The following is a 15827-nucleotide window of genomic DNA, read 5'->3' as shown; positions in this document are numbered from 1 at the left end:
GATTTTATCATAGGAAGCCGTGTCTCTCACGGCTTTTTCTTTTTCTATAAGCGGTTCAACACCCTCCAAAACTTGCAAATTTCCCTTCTTTTTCGCCCGCTTGTTCTCTCATCTTATAGCCTTTGGTTATGAAAAATGCTCCTCATTTATTTCACTTTCCTCCTCAAACTGGCCACAATAAGCCCGACATCACTTTTATATTACAGGAGATTTTATGAAACTTAGCACCACCCTCAAAACCCTCTTAGTTGCAGCTGTCACCGCCTTCGGCCTGACGGCTTGTGGGGAAGAAGCCGCTAAGGCCAGCGATTCTGTGGCTCAAATCAAGGAAAAGGGCGTGATTCGCATTGGGGTCTTTGGCGATAAACCGCCTTTTGGTTATGTGGATGCCAATGGCAAAAACCAGGGCTTTGATATTGAAATTGCCAAGGACTTGGCCACCAGCCTCTTGGGCAGCCCAGATAAGATTGAGTTTGTGCTGACGGAAGCGGCCAACCGGGTGGAATACCTCAAATCAGGCAAGGTCGATTTAATTTTGGCCAACTTCACCCAAACCCCAGAGCGGGCCGAGGTGGTGGATTTCGCCAGCCCTTATATGAACGTGGCCCTGGGCGTGGTTTCGCCTGAAGGTGCGGTGATTGAGAATGTTGAACAGCTCAAGGGCAAAACCCTTTTAGTCAATAAGGGCACAACAGCCGATGCTTATTTCAGCAAGAACCATCCTGATATTCAGTTGCTCAAGTTCGACCAAAATACCGAAACCTTTGACGCTCTCAAAGACGGCCGTGGGGTAGCTTTAGCCCACGATAATGCCCTCTTATGGGCCTGGGCCAAGGAAAACACAGGTTATAAGGTGGCCATTGGCAACCTGGGGCCAGTTGAGAACATTGCACCCGCCGTGCAAAAGGGCAACAAGACTCTCTTGGACTGGGTGAATCAAGAAATCTCAAACCTCAAACAAAATGGCAAGTTGGCTGCGGCCTATGATAAGACCCTAGCCCCAATTTATGGGGAGGCGGTTAAGGCAGAATTATTGGCCAAATAACCATCATGAAAAGAAAACGGTGCTTGGGCACCGTTTTTTTGTTTTCTAAATTAGCGAACCACCAAAACAGGCTTGCCGCTGTATTTGGCCACTCGGCGGGTGTTGTTGCTTAAGCCTGCGGCATTGGCCTTGCTGCTGGCCAGCATGACAATCAAGTCCACCGATTTATCGTTGGCGATTTGATTGACCTGCTCATAAATGGTGCCATAGGCCACAATGTGTTGCACCTTGGCATCTTTAGGGAAGCTGGACTGGGTGAATTCGTGCAGCTGTTTATTGGCCTCGGCCAGAACCGATTTATCGAAGTTCTTGGGCAGGAAGGCGGAAATCAGGCTGTTATCGACTGGTTCGATAATGGTCAAAACCCGATAGACGGCGTTAGGGTTGTGGGCGGTCAGCTCAAGGGCGGCGTCCACCACATATTTAGCGCTGAGGGGATTGTTTAAGTCCACCACGATCAGTAATTTGTTGTACATATATTTTCCTAGTTAAATGGATAGCGCCAGCCTCTAGGCTGGTGCTGATAAGTATAGATAAAGGCACCAGCCTGGAGGCTGGCGCCATCAAAATACCTTTAAGATTTTGCCCGCCGGCGTTGGTTGAGACCAACCAAGAAGGCCAACAAGAGAGCAGGAATAAACATCCATTCTTTAGCTGGGGCTTCTTGCGGCAGGCTGATACTAAGAATGGTTTGATCCCAGTTCAGGTCTGCCTTGGCGGCTGGCGAGTCGATTTCCACCATATCAATCAAGACTTTCGGTTTCATTTGGCCGTCAATTTCGATTTGTTCCCCCGTATCCAAGAGGGTTAAACCCAAGGACTTGAGGCGATCTTCCCCCGTCTTGCCCTCTGGCACGGGTAGTTGAGCGAAGAACTCAATCGGCTTGCCGTAAGGATTGAGGCCGGCCACCTTGAAGGTGATATTTTGGCCGACAGGGGTTTGTTCCAACTCTTGCACCAGCTGGGCGACTTCAACCGGCCGCTCGCTTGGATAAACCCTGTCCATAAAGAAGCCTGGGCGGAAAAGCATAAAGGCCGCAAAAATTAAGATGAGGGTTTCCCAGATCTTATTCTTGGTTAAGAAATAGTTCATGGTGGCCGCTGTGAAGAGCAGGATCCCGATGGTTGCCGTCACAAAGACCAGCAAGCCCTTGGCCCAGCCCACATCAATGAGGAGCAGGTCGGTATTGAAGATAAAAAGGAAGGGCAGAATGGCCGTTCTCAGGCTGTAGAAGAAGGCCACTAAACCCGTCTTAATCGGGCTGCCACCTGAAATGGCCGCCGCTGCAAAGGAGGCTAAACCCACTGGCGGAGTCACATCGGCCATAATGCCGAAGTAGAATACAAAAAGGTGAACGGCAATCAGCGGCACAATCAGGCCATTTTGCTTGCCGACTTCCACAATAACCAAAGCCATTAGGGAGGAGACCACAATATAGTTGGCTGTGGTTGGCAGGCCCATACCCAAGATAAGGCTAAAAATGGCCACCAAGACCAGCATAAGCAGCACATTGCCCATAGAGAGCATTTCGATCACGCCTGATAGCTGAACACCGAAGCCTGTTAGGGCAACCACACCCACGATAATGCCAGCCGTAGCCGTAGCTAGGCCGATACCAGTCATGTTTCTGGCCCCAGTTTCTAGGCCATCTAAGACATCTTGGAAGCTCTGCTTGAAGAGAGCTGTTGTTACCGCCTGCTTACGGAAGAAGTAGAGCAGAGGGCGTTGGGTCAGTTGAATGGCAATCAGGGTCAGGGTGCCCCAGAAGGCTGAAAGGCCTGGAGAGAGCATTTCCACCATCAAGCACCAGAGCAAGATCACCACTGGCAGGAGGTAATGGAGGCCTGCATTAACGGTTGGCTTGGCCGATGGCAGTTTGACGATTTGAGCATTGGGGTCATCTGGCTGCAGGTCTGGGAACTGGGCCACACGGTAAATCAAGCCCACATAAACTAAGGCCAGTACCGAGCAGATAATCAGGAAGGAATGGCTTGGTGCCACCACCTTAATCCAGCCTAGGCCGAATTTCACTCCGAAATAGAGCAGGCAGATGATGATAAAGGTTGCAAGGGCCCGCATCAGGCTAATTAAAAAGGGCTTAGGCGGATCAGTCCGTTCCAAACCTTGCAGGTTCATCTTGCAGGCTTCCAAATGCACAATATAGACCAGAGCAATATAGGAAATCACCGCTGGCAGGAAGGCGTGGGTGATGAGCTGGCTATAGGGCATATTGACGTATTCGATCATCAAAAAGGCCGCTGCCCCCATAACGGGAGGCATAATCTGGCCATTGACCGAGGAAGCCACTTCCACCGCCCCTGCTTTTTCATTGGTAAAGCCCACCCGCTTCATCATAGGAATGGTGAAGGTGCCGGTAGTGACCACGTTGGCAATGGATGAGCCTGAAATCAAGCCAGTTAAACCCGAGGAGACCACTGCCGCCTTGGCTGGCCCTCCCCGTAGATGGCCCAGGTAGGCAAAGGCAGTTTTGATAAAGTAATTGCCTGCGCCCGCCTTGTCTAACAAGGCCCCAAAGAGGACGAAGAGGAAGACATACTTGGTTGAAACGCCCAGGGCAATGCCAAAGACCCCTTCAGTCGTCACCCATTGCTGGTTGATGATATGGGACAACGAGCCAGTACGATGGCTAATCAGCCAGCTGCTGGGCAGGTATTGGCCGAAAAAGTTATAGAGCAAGAAAACAATGGCAATCAGTACCAAAGGCAGGCCTAAGCTGCGGCGGGTGGCTTCCAATAAGAGCACAATGCCCACACAGCCGGCGATAATGTCCTGCATAATGGGCGCCCCGAAGCGGGTCACTAATCCATCATAGAAGAAGAGGTAGTAAAGCCCCAAGAAGGCCCCGACCGTGGCACAGATCCAGTCAATCAGCGGCACACGGTGCTTGGGCGAGCTGGTAAAGGCCGGGTAGGAAAGGAAGGCCAGGAACATGGCAAAGGCCAAGTGAATGGAACGAGCCTTGGTGTCGTCCACCACCACATTTAGCTCAAAGCCTGCCGCCCGCAGCCACTCTTGCAGGGTAAAGGGAAAGGGGGAGGCATAATAAATTTGAAAAAGAGACCAGAGAATGGCCGTCCAGACAATGATTTTTTTGGTCAAACCAAAGGGGGTACGGCCACCTGAATCATTGGAAGTGACCATATCTTGCAGGTCGTCATAATTAACAGATTTTGTTTCAGCCATAGTGAATTCCACACGGTTTTAAAAACAGGGAACCCTTCTTGGCTAAGAAGGGTTATTTAGGGCTAGCAAGCGGTTAAAAAAACACTGAAATTTGCAAATTTTTCATGATTTTAAGCCGCTTGTTTAGGTTTGATAGCGCCAGCCTCCAGGCTGGTGCTGATTATCATGGGAGGTTCAGGCACAAGCGAGGACGCTTGCGCCATCTCCTAGACTATCAAGCCGATTACTTAATCCAACCTTTTTCTTTATAGTAACGCACCGCACCATCATGAAGTGGGGCTGAAAGGGCGTTTTTGATCATATCTTCTTGTTTGAGATTTTCAAAGGCTGGGTGGAGGCGTTTGAAGCGGTCGAAGTTATCAAAGACCGCTTTCACCACAGCATAAACCTTGTCTTCAGACACATCGCTTGAGGTCACAAGGGTGGCATAAACACCGAAGGTATCCACTGGGTTGTCTGTGCCTGCGTATAAGCCGCCTGGAATGACCGCTTTAGCATAGTAAGAGTGATCGGCCACCAATTTATCAATGGCTTCGCCGGTGATTGGCACTAGGTGGGCTGCACAAGAGGCCGCAGCTTCTTTTAAGGCGCCGTTAGGGTGGCCCACGTTGTAGGTGATGGCATCTAGGTTGTTATCACACATCACAGAGGCCATTTCTGCTGGTTTGAGTTCTGAAGCCACTTTGAACTCTTTATCCGTCCAGCCCTTGGCATTGAGGATAACGCTCATGGTGGCACGGGTGCCTGAACCTGGGTCGCCCACGTTTACCCGTTTGCCTTTCAGATCATCAAAAGACTGGATACCAGAATCATCCCGTGCCATAAGCGTAAACGGTTCTGGGTGAATAGAAAAAATGGCCCGTAATTTTTCGTTTTTCTTGCCCTCAAAAGAGCTTGAGCCGTTATAGGCATGATATTGCCAGTCTGACTGGGCAATCCCCATATCCATTTGCTGGCTGGCAATGGCGTTTAGGTTGGCCACTGACGCCCCTGTTGATGGGGCATTACATTTGATGTTGGTTTTGGCCGTATCACGATTAACTAATTGGCAGATAGACTGACCCACCACATAGTAAACGCCCGTTTGGCCACCTGTACCGATGGTAATAAATTGTTCTTCAGCCTGGGCAGAAAAAGCCGCTGTTGCAAGACTTGCAACAAGAGAAAGTTTAAGCAATTTTTTCATAATGGTTTCCTACAGTAGTGTTGTGTCAAATAACGCTCTGAAGATATACCAAGCCAGGCCTCAACTCAATATTTTTGTTATGAAAATGTTAAGTAGCTCACACTTTGCCCCAGATTTTTGCCTGCCTAGGCCCATTTAGGGTATGATTTTCGCCCTTTTTGTCTATTGTGCTCTTATTATGGAATACCTTATCCCCAAGCCCAGGTGGTTTTTGAAGAAGAAATCAAGAAAAGCCGCTTTATTACCTACCTCCGCCCCACCCAGGGTTTAGAAGAGGCCAAGGCCTTTTGGGCTGAAATCAAGACTCTCCACCCCACCGCCCGCCACCACTGCTGGGCAACGGTGGCCGGCTCGCCCCAAGATAGCCAACAATACGGTTTTTCCGACGACGGCGAACCCTCCGGCACGGCAGGTAAGCCCATGCTCTCTTACCTCTTGGGCAGTGGCTTGGGTGAGGTCAGTGTTGTGGTAGTGCGTTACTATGGCGGAATACTACTCGGCACTGGAGGCCTGGTACGGGCCTACGGCAACGGGGTCAAAGAAGCCTTAAAACAGGTGGAGAAAATTTGCAAAATCTTGCGAAAATCCTACCGCTTGCAGTGCGACTACGATCAGTTTCAACCCTTACAACACCTGTTCCAAGAATGGCAGATTGAGCTTGAAGAACAAGCCTTTGGGGAGAAGATTGACTTGGTTTTGGGGATTAAGCCAGATGAGATCGAGGACTTTGGGAAAGTATTGGGGCAGAGGTTTGGGGGAAAATTGGAGCTTAAAACCTTATAGAGGTAGATGGTGCCTGCCTCCAGGCTAGCATAAAAGAAGCACCAGCGAGGACGCTGGCGCTATCTTTTTCAAATACCATTCAGCCTACTGGCCATAATAGGCATTCTTACCATGCTTGCGCAGATAGTGCTTGTCGAGCAGTTCTTGCTGCATAGATTGCACATTTGGACGAATGAGTTTGGAGCAGAAGTTCATATAGGCCACTTCTTCAAGCACCACCGAATTATGCACCGCATCGTGGCCATTCTTACCCCAGGTGAAAGGCCCGTGGGAGTGAACCAGCACGCCCGGCACCATATTTGGGTCAATATTGCGTTTACGGAAGGTTTCCACAATCACTCGGCCGGTTTCCAATTCATACTCGCCTGCAATTTCTTCAGGGGTCATTTTACGGGTGCAGGGCACAGAGCCGTAGAAGTAGTCGCCCTGGGTAGTGCCAAGGGCCAAAATATCTTCACCCGCCTGGGCCCAGCCCACCGCATGGCGGGAGTGGGTATGCACCACGCCGCCGATGTTTGGGAACTGGCGGTAGAGCTCTAAATGAGTTGGGGTGTCAGATGAAGGTTTCTTATCGCCCCATACTCGGTTGCCGTCTAAATCGACAATCACGATGTCGTCGGCGGTCATCACATCATATTCTACGCCGGATGGCTTAATGGCCACCAAGCGGGTTTCAGGGTCGATTTCGCTCACATTGCCCCAGGTAAAGGTCACTAGGCCATATTTTGGCAGCTCAAGATTGGCCTTGAGTACCCGTTCTCTTAGTTCTTTTAACATTGGAATCCTCCAGCTTTCATTTGTTCTTCAATCCAACGGCGAGCCTTGATGATTTCGGCAATCGGCTCTTCGGCTTTTTCTGTCCACATTTCAATTAAAAATGCCCCACGATAATTGAGTTTAGCCAGGGTTTCAAAGAAAGCTTTGAAATCCACACAGCCTTCCCCAAATGGCACATCCCGGAATTGGCCTGGGCAGGTGTCAGTCACTTTATAGGTGTCTTTAAGGTGAATGGCCGAGATTTTGTCCATGCCGAGGGCAAATTCTTCGGCCACATTGTCATTCCAGGCTGAGACATTACCGACATCAGGATAAACGGTAAACCATGGGTTACGCAGAAGCTCATCCCATTTCTTCCAGCGGGTGATAGAACTCATAAATTGGGTGTCCATAATTTCCACGGCCAGGGTCACTTGGTTGCTTGCCGCCAACTCAACAGCCCATTCCAAACCCTCTTGGAAGCGTTGAATGGTGCCCTCGTCCTGCTCTTCGTAATAAACGTCATAGCCGGCCAGTTGAATAGTGCGAATGCCCGTATCTACGGCAAATTGAATGGCCTTTTCCATAATTTCGTAGGCCTTTTGGCGGGTGGCTTCATCACGGGAGCCAAAAGGGAAGCGACGATGGCCAGACAGGCACATGGAAGGAATGGTCACACCTGTATTGACGATGGCTTTGACCAATTTAAGCCGTTCTTTTTTAGACCAATCCAAGCGGGCCAAACGCTCGTCCGTTTCGTCCACCGACATTTCTACAAAATCAAAGCCACAGGCCTTGGCGATGGAGAGTCTATCCTGCCAACTGATGTTTTTTGGCAGAGCCTTTTCATAAATACCGAGTTTGTGTTTTCTCATAGGAGATCCTTGGGTGAGGTTGTTTTTTTATTAACTAAATACCCTCCCATCCTTTTTATATTCCCCCCTTTGAAAAAGGGGGGCTAGGGGGATTTAGCTATCTAACTATTTTCAAAACGACTAAGATACTGATAAATCATCTCCAATATATTATCCAGATTACTCAATATCTCATAATTATTAAACCGAAAAACGGTTAAACCTAAATTTTGTAATGCCTGATCTCGTAATTTATCTTTTATTTGATGTTATGGTTCGTAATGCTGGCCACCATCTAACTCAATAACTAACCTTGCTTTGGGGAAATAAAAATCCACAATATAATTAAGAATAGGTTTTTGGCGATAAAATTGCATGCCAAGTATTTGCTTTCTTCGCAATTTATCCCATAAAAGTTGCTCTTCTTTCGTCATTTCATTTCTAAGAGAGCGGAAGTTTTCCTTTAGTTGGCTTAAATAAGGTTCCATGATGTTTTAGATCCTTTTAGTTAGCTAAATCCCCCTAGCCCCCCTTTTTCAAAGGGGGATTTTAGGCCAAAATCACCTTCAATCCCTTATCCCTCAATTGCTGCACAATTTCAGGATCAGCTTCTTTTCCCGTAATTAAGACATCAATTTTAGCCAATTCGCTAAAGAGCATACCAACTCGCTTGCCTAGCTTGGTGCTGTCTAGCAAAACCACCAGTTTATCCACCTTTTCAATCATATGCTGTTCAGAGTTAGCGATTAAAATATCATTCTTATAAAGACCTTCTGCCGTCAGGCCTTTACCAGAGGTAAACATAATATTAGCGGCATATTCGGTTTTTTCACTGTTGATCGACAGCATAATGGCTTGATTTTTATTATATTGGCCACCCATAATCACCACATTTTGATGATCTTGCTCAATTAAATTATTAGCAAGCGGGAGATAATTGGTAATTACCTGCAAATTTCGTCCACAAAGGAAATTGCTTAATAAAAGCATGGTGGAACCACAGGTTAAAATAATACTGCTATCGTCTTCACACAATTTGGCTGCGGCTTCCGCAATACGGGATTTTTCGTCTAAATTATTGATTTGACGCTGGAGAACCTGTTTTTTTTCTAGCTTCTTAGAATTTAACAGGGAATTGGCATCCAAGGCCTCCGCCCCGTTACGTACCTTCTTTAAGAGGCCCATTTCATCGAGTTTGTTGATGTCCCGGCGGGCCGTGGCAGGGGAAACGGCTAAGGCACGAATAATATCGGCCGTGGATATTCTTTTTTGCTGATTAACCAGCTCCAGTAGTTGTTGGTGACGATAGTTTTCATTCATTATTATTCGCCCAGTTTATCTTATAAAAACAGAAAAAGACTGCTCAACCTTGCCCGCAGCCTCTTAGAGAAAAGCTCTCCCCAAAAGGCTTAGGGAGAGCAAAACAACTATAACATAGATTTAAATTGAATGTTTGGTTCTTGTTCAAAACAATCATCAAAACCACGTGGATGGTGGTATTCAATTAAGTCCTTATCGCGTGGATAAACATATTTGCCACCCACTTCCCAAATAAATGGATGGAATTTGTATTGAAGACGGTCTTTACGCATCCGCCACAATTCAATGATCTCTTGGGTGCTGGCCATAAAGTTGGTCCAAATATCGTGATGGACTGGAATAATGACTTTCGCACGCAAGCATTCTGCCATACGGAGTAGATCGACAGATGTCATCTTATCTGCAATACCTACTGGGTTTTCGCCGTAGTTATTAAGGGCGACATCAATATCGAATTGTTTACCATGTTTGGCGAATTGGATAGAGTAGTGGGAGTCTGCCCCGTGGTAAATGGTACCACCTGGGGTTTTAAAGACATAGTTCACTGCTTTGCGACCCATTTCTTCATCAGATGGGCAAAGGCCTGCTAATTCGCCGCCGTTTTCTTCTGCCCCTTCAACTGGCAGGGTCACTAAGCAGGTACGGTCAAAGGAGTCTAGGGCGTGGATTTCTACATCCTTGAGAGTAACCACATCGCCAGGTTTAACCACGATGATACGCTCTTCTGGCACGCCCCATTTTTTCCAGAGTTCAGCACAGTGCCATGGGCCTACGAATTTAACATGGTCAAGATTTGGGTTATTGACAATAGCGGCAGCCACGTTTACATCAATATGGTCGCTGTGATAGTGGGAAGCAAGAATGAAGTCCACTTGGTTAATGGCAAATGGGTCAAGCACCATTGGCTGGGCACGGAGGTTAGGTTGCAGTTTACGCACACCCGCCATATTGGCCATTTGGTGGCCCCGTACCATGTCTTTTACCTTCTTGGTGCTTTTGCCACGGCCACACCAGAGATCCATACAAATGTTGGCGCCTGCTGGGGTCTTAATCCAAACACCGACACAACCCAACCACCACATGGCAAAGTTGCCTTCTGGCACGACTTCGTTTTCGATTTCTTCGTTTAACCAAGTGCCCCATTCTGGAAAGGTTGATAGGATCCAACTTTCACGGGTGATTTCTTGAATTTTGCTCATTGTTCGCTCCTTTAAGCGTTAAAAATAAGATAGAAAGGGGTTGGCTTACCCAGCCAAAACAATCACAAACAATCATAAACAATCATATCTTTTTGTAAAACACTTTTTTGTAAAATTGTGATCTAGGTCTAACTTTTTTCATTCCATCCCCTTTTTTGTCAATTTTTTCAATTTTTCGACCGCTTGAATAAACCCTTGAACCATCATTAAAAACATCTATCAATCTTGTGTTTTTATATGGATCTTCCTCTAGCAATAGAGGAGTTTTGTAAATTTCCACTTAAAAATGTGATCACCATCACAAATAATCACAAAACATCTTTTTCCATCTTTGACTGTTGTATATCATTCTCAACGACTAGGATTGGGTCATACAACCTAATGCTTTTTTTCATTCACTCCAATATATAGAGGCTTTCTATGGAAATGCTATACGAACTCTTCTTAGGCTTTAACAATCAAGTCTTGTCAAAAGCCCCCTTCTTACTAGGTATTGTTGCCTGCTTGGGCTACATTCTCCTTAAAAAAGATACCACCACCATTATCAAAGGCACGATCAAGACCATCGTAGGTTTCTTTATCGTGCAGGCCGGTTCTGGTTTCTTAGTTTCTAACTTCAAACCGGTCATTGAAGGCTTATCCAAATACCACAACCTTACCGGTGCGGTAATTGACCCCTACACCAGTATGCAGGCTACCATTCAAACCATGGCAGATAACTATGCCTGGGTGGGTTATGCCGTCATTCTTGCCCTCTTCTTAAATATCCTTTTAGTGGTATTTAGACGGATTACCGGTGTGCGTACCATTATGCTCACCGGCCACATCATGTTCCAACAAGCTGGCCTTGTGGCGGTTTTCTATATGATTATCGGTGCAAGTATGTGGGAAACTGTGATTTATACCGCGGTACTGATGGCCCTTTACTGGGGTATTTCTTCCAACATCATGTACAAACCAACTCAAGCGGTAACAGGCGGTGCAGGCTTCTCTATCGGCCACCAACAACAAATCGCCTCTTGGATTGCAGTCAAACTTGCCCCGAAACTCGGTGACAAAAAAGACTCTGTTGACCATATGAACCTACCAAAATGGTTACATATCTTCCACGACAGTATCTCAGCTACTGCCCTTGTGATGACCATCTTCTTTGGCATTATCCTCCTATCTTTCGGTTTAGATAACCTGCAACAAATGGCAGGCAAGACCCACTGGTTTATGTACATTCTTGAAATGGGTCTCAAATTTGCGGTAGCCATCCAAATCATCGTTACCGGTGTACGGATGTTCGTGGCCGAGCTTTCTGAAGCCTTCAAGGGTATTTCTGAACGTCTCATTCCAAACTCTGTATTGGCCATTGACTGTGCGGCCATCTACGCCTTCTCCCCAAATGCCATGGTATTTGGTTTCATGTGGGGTGCAATTGGTCAATTCGTGGCGGTTGGTCTCCTCCTCGGCTTTAGCTCACCAATCCTCATCATCCCGGGCTTTATCCCAATGTTCTTCTCTAACGCCACTATCGGTGTCTTTGCCAACCAATTCGGTGGCTGGAAGGCTGTGATGAAGATCTGTTTCGTGATGGGGATGATTGAAGTGTTAGGCTCTGCTTGGGTTATCCAAATGCTTGAAAGCCAAGGTACCGTCTTTAATGGCTGGATGGGTATGGCTGACTGGGCCCTCTTCTTCCCACCAGTCCTACAAGGTATCATCAGCATCCCTGGCTTCTTCTTCGTTATCTTGGCCCTTTCAATGGTTTATATGTTCTTCGCAGGCCGTCAATTATGTGCCGATGAAGCCACAGCGGCTGCCGCTGGCAAAACCCTTGAACAAATGGACGGTTATGGTTTAGATGAAGCACCTGAAGCTCCAGCACAAGAAGCTGCACCTGTACAAGCAGCCCAAGCGGGCCTAAAACCAATCCGCATTCTTGCAGTGTGCGGTTCAGGCCAAGGCTCATCTATGATGATGAAAATGAAAATTAAGGGCTACCTAGACAAACGTGGTATCCCAAATGTCATGGACTCTTGTGCCGTGACTGACTACAAGGGTAAATTAAGCGAAGTGGACATTATCGTTTCGTCTAAACACCTAGCAGGCGAAATTGAAGTGGGCGAAGGTAAATCAGTATTAGGCGTACAAAATATGCTAAACCCGAACTCCTTCGGTGATGAACTGGTTGCCCTGATTGAAAAACATCAACACGCATAATTTAATTTTCTAGATAGGGACAGGGTATGCCCTGCCCGCACCCAAACGGACAAGGTATGCCTTGTTTCTATCTGGATTTCAATTTTAAGGACGCAGTATGAACCTCAAACAATCTCTTATCGAAAACAACTCCATCCGCCTCAACCAAACTGCCGCTAACTGGAAGGAAGCCGTAAAATTAGGTACAGATCTCCTTATTGAGGCCGGCACCATTGAGCCACGTTACTACGACAATATCATCAGCAAGGTCGAAGAATTAGGCCCTTACATCATTCTGGCCCCAGGCCTGGCCATGCCGCACGCCCGCCCAGAAGAAGGGGTAATTAAAACCTCCTTCGCTTTAGTTACCCTCAAAGAACCGGTTTATTTCGATGGCGAAGATGAACCTGTTTCCGTGCTTCTCACCCTTGCAGGCAGCGACTCTGACCAACATATGCAAGGTTTAATGGAAATCACCCAAGTATTAGACGACCCTGATAGCGATACCGGTGTCGATTTAGACAAGATCCGCCATTGCAATACTGCTGAAGACGTTTATGCGGTGATTGATGCAGCGCTGAATTAAGATCAAACCCAGCGTAAATGCACGAACTGATTTTACGCACATAAGTTCCCCTCTTTGAAAAAGCAGGGCTGTCAAGTTCTAAATAATAAATTCAATGTGATTGGTAGGGACGCATTGCATGCGTCCGTAAACGAAATAAATTCTATTTTATCTGTGATTTTTATATCGCAACGGACGCATGCAATGCGTCCCTACAATAGGACTTGACAGTCTTGCTTTTTCAAAGGGGGGAACAGTACAACCCAATTTCAATCTTAAAAGGAATAATATATGTCAAAACCCCTCCTCCAAATCGCCCTTGATTCTTTAAGTTTAGAAAAAGCCGTTGCTGACGCTAAACAGGCTGAAAGCGTAGTAGAAATCATCGAATGCGGTACAATCTTAGCCTGTGCCGAGGGCATGAAAGCGGTTTCAACCCTACGCGCCCTTCACCCAAACCACATCATTGTTTGTGACCTTAAGACTACCGATGGCGGTGCAATCCTGGCCAAAATGGCCTTTGAAGCCGGTGCTGACTGGTTGACCGTCTCTGCTGCTGCCCATCCAGCCACCAAAGCGGCTTGCAAGAAAGTCGCGGATGACTTCAACGCTGCTCACCCAGAACTCAAGGTGAAAAAAGAGATCCAAATCGAAATCTACGGCAACTGGACTGTTGAAAAAGATGCCAAGGAATGGGTGGAATTAGGCGTAAAACAAGCCATCTACCATCGTTCCCGTGATGCAGAATTAGCGGGCAAGGGCTGGACGGCTGAAGATGTGGATCTGATGAAACAGCTTTCAGTCCTCGGCTTAGAGCTTTCCATTACCGGCGGTATCGTGCCTGAAGACATCCACCTCTTCAAGGAAATTAAAAACGCCAAGGCCTTTATTGCTGGCCGTGCCCTAGTGGGTGAAAAGGGTAAACAGACGGCTGAAGCCATTCGGGCGGAAATTGATAAATATTGGTGTTAAGCCTAATATAGTTATATAAAACTTCTTATTGATCTGCATCCCAAACGTTGTGCCCAACTGATTAAGATGCAGATTTTTTTATGTATTTTGTGATCGATCTCTCAGATTTTTTTTAAATTTAGATAGACAATAAGCCCAAAGGAAATGAAAAGAAAAAGGGATTTAATCATTAACTAACCTAAAGAGGAGCCTATTATGTCAGCACTTGATAAAACAATGATGATGGCACTACTACAACATTTAGGTGGGCCAACCAATATTGCAAGAGCGGGCAACTGCATGACCCGCTTGAGAGTATCATTACATACCCCAAATCTTGTTGATCTTGCCTCTATAAAAAAACTTCCTGGTGTCTTAGGTGTTGTTGAAGTTGAAGACCAACTACAAATTATTTTAGGGCCTGGTAAGGCCGCCAAGGCTGCAGAGTTGATGAACCAATTATTGGCTGACGAAAATGCCCTTTCTTTGGCCCAATTAGCAAAACAACATAAACAAGAAATTAAGGCCAAACAAACCAGTAAGCTCCATCAATTTTTAACCAAGTTTGCCACCATTTTTACCCCGCTTATTCCAGGGTTTATCGCAGCTGGTCTATTACTGGGTTTTGCTACCCTTTTCCAACAAATGTTTATTACAGGCCATGAAAGCCCCAATACCTTCTTGGTTGAGCTGGTTAATTATATGAAGGTTTTCAGTAAGGGCTTATTTAGCTTCCTAAGCATTCTCATCGGCTACAATGCCGCTAAAGCTTTTGGTGGCAGCGGGGTTAATGGTGCTATTATCGCTTCGCTCTTTATTTTAGGCTATAACCCCGATGCGAAAGCAGGTATTTATTCTGGAATGTCTACCTTTTTTGGTTTAAGTATAGATCCTAGAGGCAATATTATAGGGGTTTTAATTGCTGCCATTATTGGTGCAAAAGTTGAACAACTTATCCGTAAACAAATACCTGATAACTTGGATATGGTGCTAACCTCCACCCTGACCTTGCTGGTTATGGGCATATTCACCTTCCTGATCATTATGCCTATTGGGGTTCTTTTGTTTGATGGAATGTCTTGGCTCTTTAGCCATCTCAATGGCAATCCTCTAGGCAGCGCAATACTGGCTGGCTTATTTTTAATTGCGGTGATGTTTGGTATTCACCAAGGTTTTGTACCTGTTTATTTTGCCCTAGTTGAAACCCAAGGCTTTAATGCGCTATTTCCTATTTTAGCTATGGCAGGAGCCGGCCAAGTGGGAGCAGCAATTGCCCTTTATGTTAAAGCTCATAAAAACTCTACCTTACGCACGCAAATTAAAGGAGCGATTATTCCAGGTTTTTTAGGTGTGGGAGAGCCCCTTATTTATGGGGTAACACTACCTAGAGTCAAACCTTTTATTACTGCCTGTATTGGTGGTGCAGCAGGCGGTTTTGTGATTGGACTAATAGCCTATTTAGGCTTCCCTATGGGCTTAAATACCGTCTTTGGCCCATCTGGCCTATTGGCTATTCCCTTAATGACATCAAATAATGGTATTCTGCCTGCAATTGCCATTTACTTATGTGGTACAGTCACAGCATACCTTGTTGGGTTTGCCACAACCTATATCTTCGCAACAAAGAATGTAGATTTAAGCTAAAAACCCCCTTCAATAAAAGTATCATTATCCCAGCCTGCTTGTTGAAATAGATAAATGAGTTTTACAAGTAGGTAGGGATTTTTAAAAGCTGTGGATAAGTAGCGAAAATCCTTGAGATAAGCTAAGTATTAT

At 46.3% G+C, this 15827-nt stretch carries 13 protein-coding genes and 1 pseudogene; 6 read left to right on the top strand and 8 right to left on the bottom strand.

Features of this window, described 5'->3' with window-relative positions; all coding sequences use genetic code 11:
- Window positions 1-214: 214 nt before the first annotated feature.
- Complete coding sequence (locus tag A4G20_01405; GenBank protein ID QIW15103.1) at window positions 215-1045, top strand: ABC transporter substrate-binding protein; 831 nt, start codon at window positions 215-217, stop codon at window positions 1043-1045.
- A 50-nt stretch (window positions 1046-1095) separates the two neighbouring features.
- On the opposite strand, the gene A4G20_01400 is transcribed toward A4G20_01405, so the two are convergent.
- The 3 genes from A4G20_01400 to A4G20_01390 all read right to left on the bottom strand — a co-directional run bounded on the left by A4G20_01400 (window position 1096) and on the right by A4G20_01390 (window position 5436).
- Complete coding sequence (locus tag A4G20_01400) at window positions 1096-1521, bottom strand: universal stress protein UspA (protein QIW15102.1); 426 nt, start codon at window positions 1519-1521, stop codon at window positions 1096-1098.
- 98 nt (window positions 1522-1619) lie between these two features.
- Window positions 1620-4250, bottom strand: a complete 2631-nt coding sequence (locus A4G20_01395; GenBank protein QIW15101.1) for a C4-dicarboxylate ABC transporter — start codon at window positions 4248-4250, stop codon at window positions 1620-1622.
- Window positions 4251-4473: 223 nt separating this feature from the next.
- Window positions 4474-5436, bottom strand: a complete 963-nt coding sequence (locus A4G20_01390; GenBank protein ID QIW15100.1) for a C4-dicarboxylate ABC transporter substrate-binding protein — start codon at window positions 5434-5436, stop codon at window positions 4474-4476.
- 183 nt (window positions 5437-5619) lie between these two features.
- On the opposite strand from A4G20_01390, the gene A4G20_01385 reads away from it, so the two are divergent.
- Window positions 5620-6219 (top strand): YigZ family protein, encoded by a 600-nt coding sequence (locus tag A4G20_01385; protein QIW16822.1) that lies wholly within the window; start codon window positions 5620-5622, stop codon window positions 6217-6219.
- Window positions 6220-6303: 84 nt separating this feature from the next.
- Here the strand turns inward: A4G20_01385 and A4G20_01380 are convergent, their stop codons facing one another.
- From A4G20_01380 to A4G20_01360, 5 genes and pseudogenes are all read right to left on the bottom strand, one after another.
- Complete coding sequence (locus A4G20_01380) at window positions 6304-6996, bottom strand: L-ribulose-5-phosphate 4-epimerase (GenBank protein QIW15099.1); 693 nt, start codon at window positions 6994-6996, stop codon at window positions 6304-6306.
- On the bottom strand, window positions 6990-7850 hold the full coding sequence (locus A4G20_01375; GenBank protein ID QIW15098.1) for a xylulose 5-phosphate 3-epimerase: 861 nt from the start codon (window positions 7848-7850) through the stop codon (window positions 6990-6992). The genes A4G20_01380 and A4G20_01375 overlap by 7 nt, the downstream gene beginning before the upstream one ends.
- A gap of 101 nt (window positions 7851-7951) precedes the next feature.
- A pseudogene (locus tag A4G20_01370) lies at window positions 7952-8317 on the bottom strand (hypothetical protein).
- Between the two features lie 61 nt (window positions 8318-8378).
- Window positions 8379-9149 (bottom strand): transcriptional regulator, encoded by a 771-nt coding sequence (locus A4G20_01365; GenBank protein QIW15097.1) that lies wholly within the window; start codon window positions 9147-9149, stop codon window positions 8379-8381.
- 107 nt (window positions 9150-9256) lie between these two features.
- Window positions 9257-10348: an L-ascorbate 6-phosphate lactonase gene (locus A4G20_01360; protein ID QIW15096.1), complete on the bottom strand. Its 1092-nt coding sequence runs from the start codon at window positions 10346-10348 to the stop codon at window positions 9257-9259.
- A 420-nt stretch (window positions 10349-10768) separates the two neighbouring features.
- On the opposite strand from A4G20_01360, the gene A4G20_01355 reads away from it, so the two are divergent.
- From A4G20_01355 to A4G20_01340, 4 genes are all read left to right on the top strand, one after another.
- Window positions 10769-12556 carry a PTS ascorbate-specific subunit IIBC gene (locus A4G20_01355; GenBank protein ID QIW15095.1) on the top strand — a complete coding sequence of 596 codons (1788 nt, stop codon included), beginning with the start codon at window positions 10769-10771 and terminating at the stop codon, window positions 12554-12556.
- Window positions 12557-12653: 97 nt separating this feature from the next.
- The gene (locus A4G20_01350) at window positions 12654-13121 is read left to right on the top strand and encodes a PTS ascorbate-specific transporter subunit IIA (protein ID QIW15094.1); all 468 of its coding nucleotides are present in this window, start codon (window positions 12654-12656) and stop codon (window positions 13119-13121) included.
- Between the two features lie 270 nt (window positions 13122-13391).
- On the top strand, window positions 13392-14072 hold the full coding sequence (ulaD, locus tag A4G20_01345) for a 3-keto-L-gulonate-6-phosphate decarboxylase (GenBank protein ID QIW15093.1): 681 nt from the start codon (window positions 13392-13394) through the stop codon (window positions 14070-14072).
- Window positions 14073-14267: 195 nt separating this feature from the next.
- Window positions 14268-15695 (top strand): PTS N-acetylmuramic acid transporter subunits IIBC, encoded by a 1428-nt coding sequence (locus A4G20_01340; GenBank protein QIW15092.1) that lies wholly within the window; start codon window positions 14268-14270, stop codon window positions 15693-15695.
- The last annotated feature ends 132 nt before the right edge of the window (window positions 15696-15827 follow it).

Source organism: Pasteurellaceae bacterium RH1A, assembly GCA_012221805.1.
Lineage (GTDB): Bacteria > Pseudomonadota > Gammaproteobacteria > Enterobacterales > Pasteurellaceae > RH1A.
Note: the sequence above shows the minus strand (reverse complement) of the source record. Positions and strands in the feature narration are given on the sequence as shown.

What these genes read in the sequence shown, in the direction of transcription:
- A4G20_01405 (QIW15103.1), top strand. Translation starts at nt 215, where the DNA reads ATGAAACTTAGCACCACCCTCAAAACCCTCTTAGTTGCAGCTGTCACC.
- A4G20_01400 (QIW15102.1), bottom strand. Translation starts at nt 1,521, where the DNA reads ATGTACAACAAATTACTGATCGTGGTGGACTTAAACAATCCCCTCAGC.
- A4G20_01395 (QIW15101.1), bottom strand. Translation starts at nt 4,250, where the DNA reads ATGGCTGAAACAAAATCTGTTAATTATGACGACCTGCAAGATATGGTC.
- A4G20_01390 (QIW15100.1), bottom strand. Translation starts at nt 5,436, where the DNA reads ATGAAAAAATTGCTTAAACTTTCTCTTGTTGCAAGTCTTGCAACAGCG.
- A4G20_01380 (QIW15099.1), bottom strand. Translation starts at nt 6,996, where the DNA reads ATGTTAAAAGAACTAAGAGAACGGGTACTCAAGGCCAATCTTGAGCTG.
- A4G20_01375 (QIW15098.1), bottom strand. Translation starts at nt 7,850, where the DNA reads ATGAGAAAACACAAACTCGGTATTTATGAAAAGGCTCTGCCAAAAAAC.
- A4G20_01365 (QIW15097.1), bottom strand. Translation starts at nt 9,149, where the DNA reads ATGAATGAAAACTATCGTCACCAACAACTACTGGAGCTGGTTAATCAG.
- A4G20_01360 (QIW15096.1), bottom strand. Translation starts at nt 10,348, where the DNA reads ATGAGCAAAATTCAAGAAATCACCCGTGAAAGTTGGATCCTATCAACC.
- A4G20_01355 (QIW15095.1), top strand. Translation starts at nt 10,769, where the DNA reads ATGGAAATGCTATACGAACTCTTCTTAGGCTTTAACAATCAAGTCTTG.
- A4G20_01350 (QIW15094.1), top strand. Translation starts at nt 12,654, where the DNA reads ATGAACCTCAAACAATCTCTTATCGAAAACAACTCCATCCGCCTCAAC.
- ulaD (QIW15093.1), top strand. Translation starts at nt 13,392, where the DNA reads ATGTCAAAACCCCTCCTCCAAATCGCCCTTGATTCTTTAAGTTTAGAA.
- A4G20_01340 (QIW15092.1), top strand. Translation starts at nt 14,268, where the DNA reads ATGTCAGCACTTGATAAAACAATGATGATGGCACTACTACAACATTTA.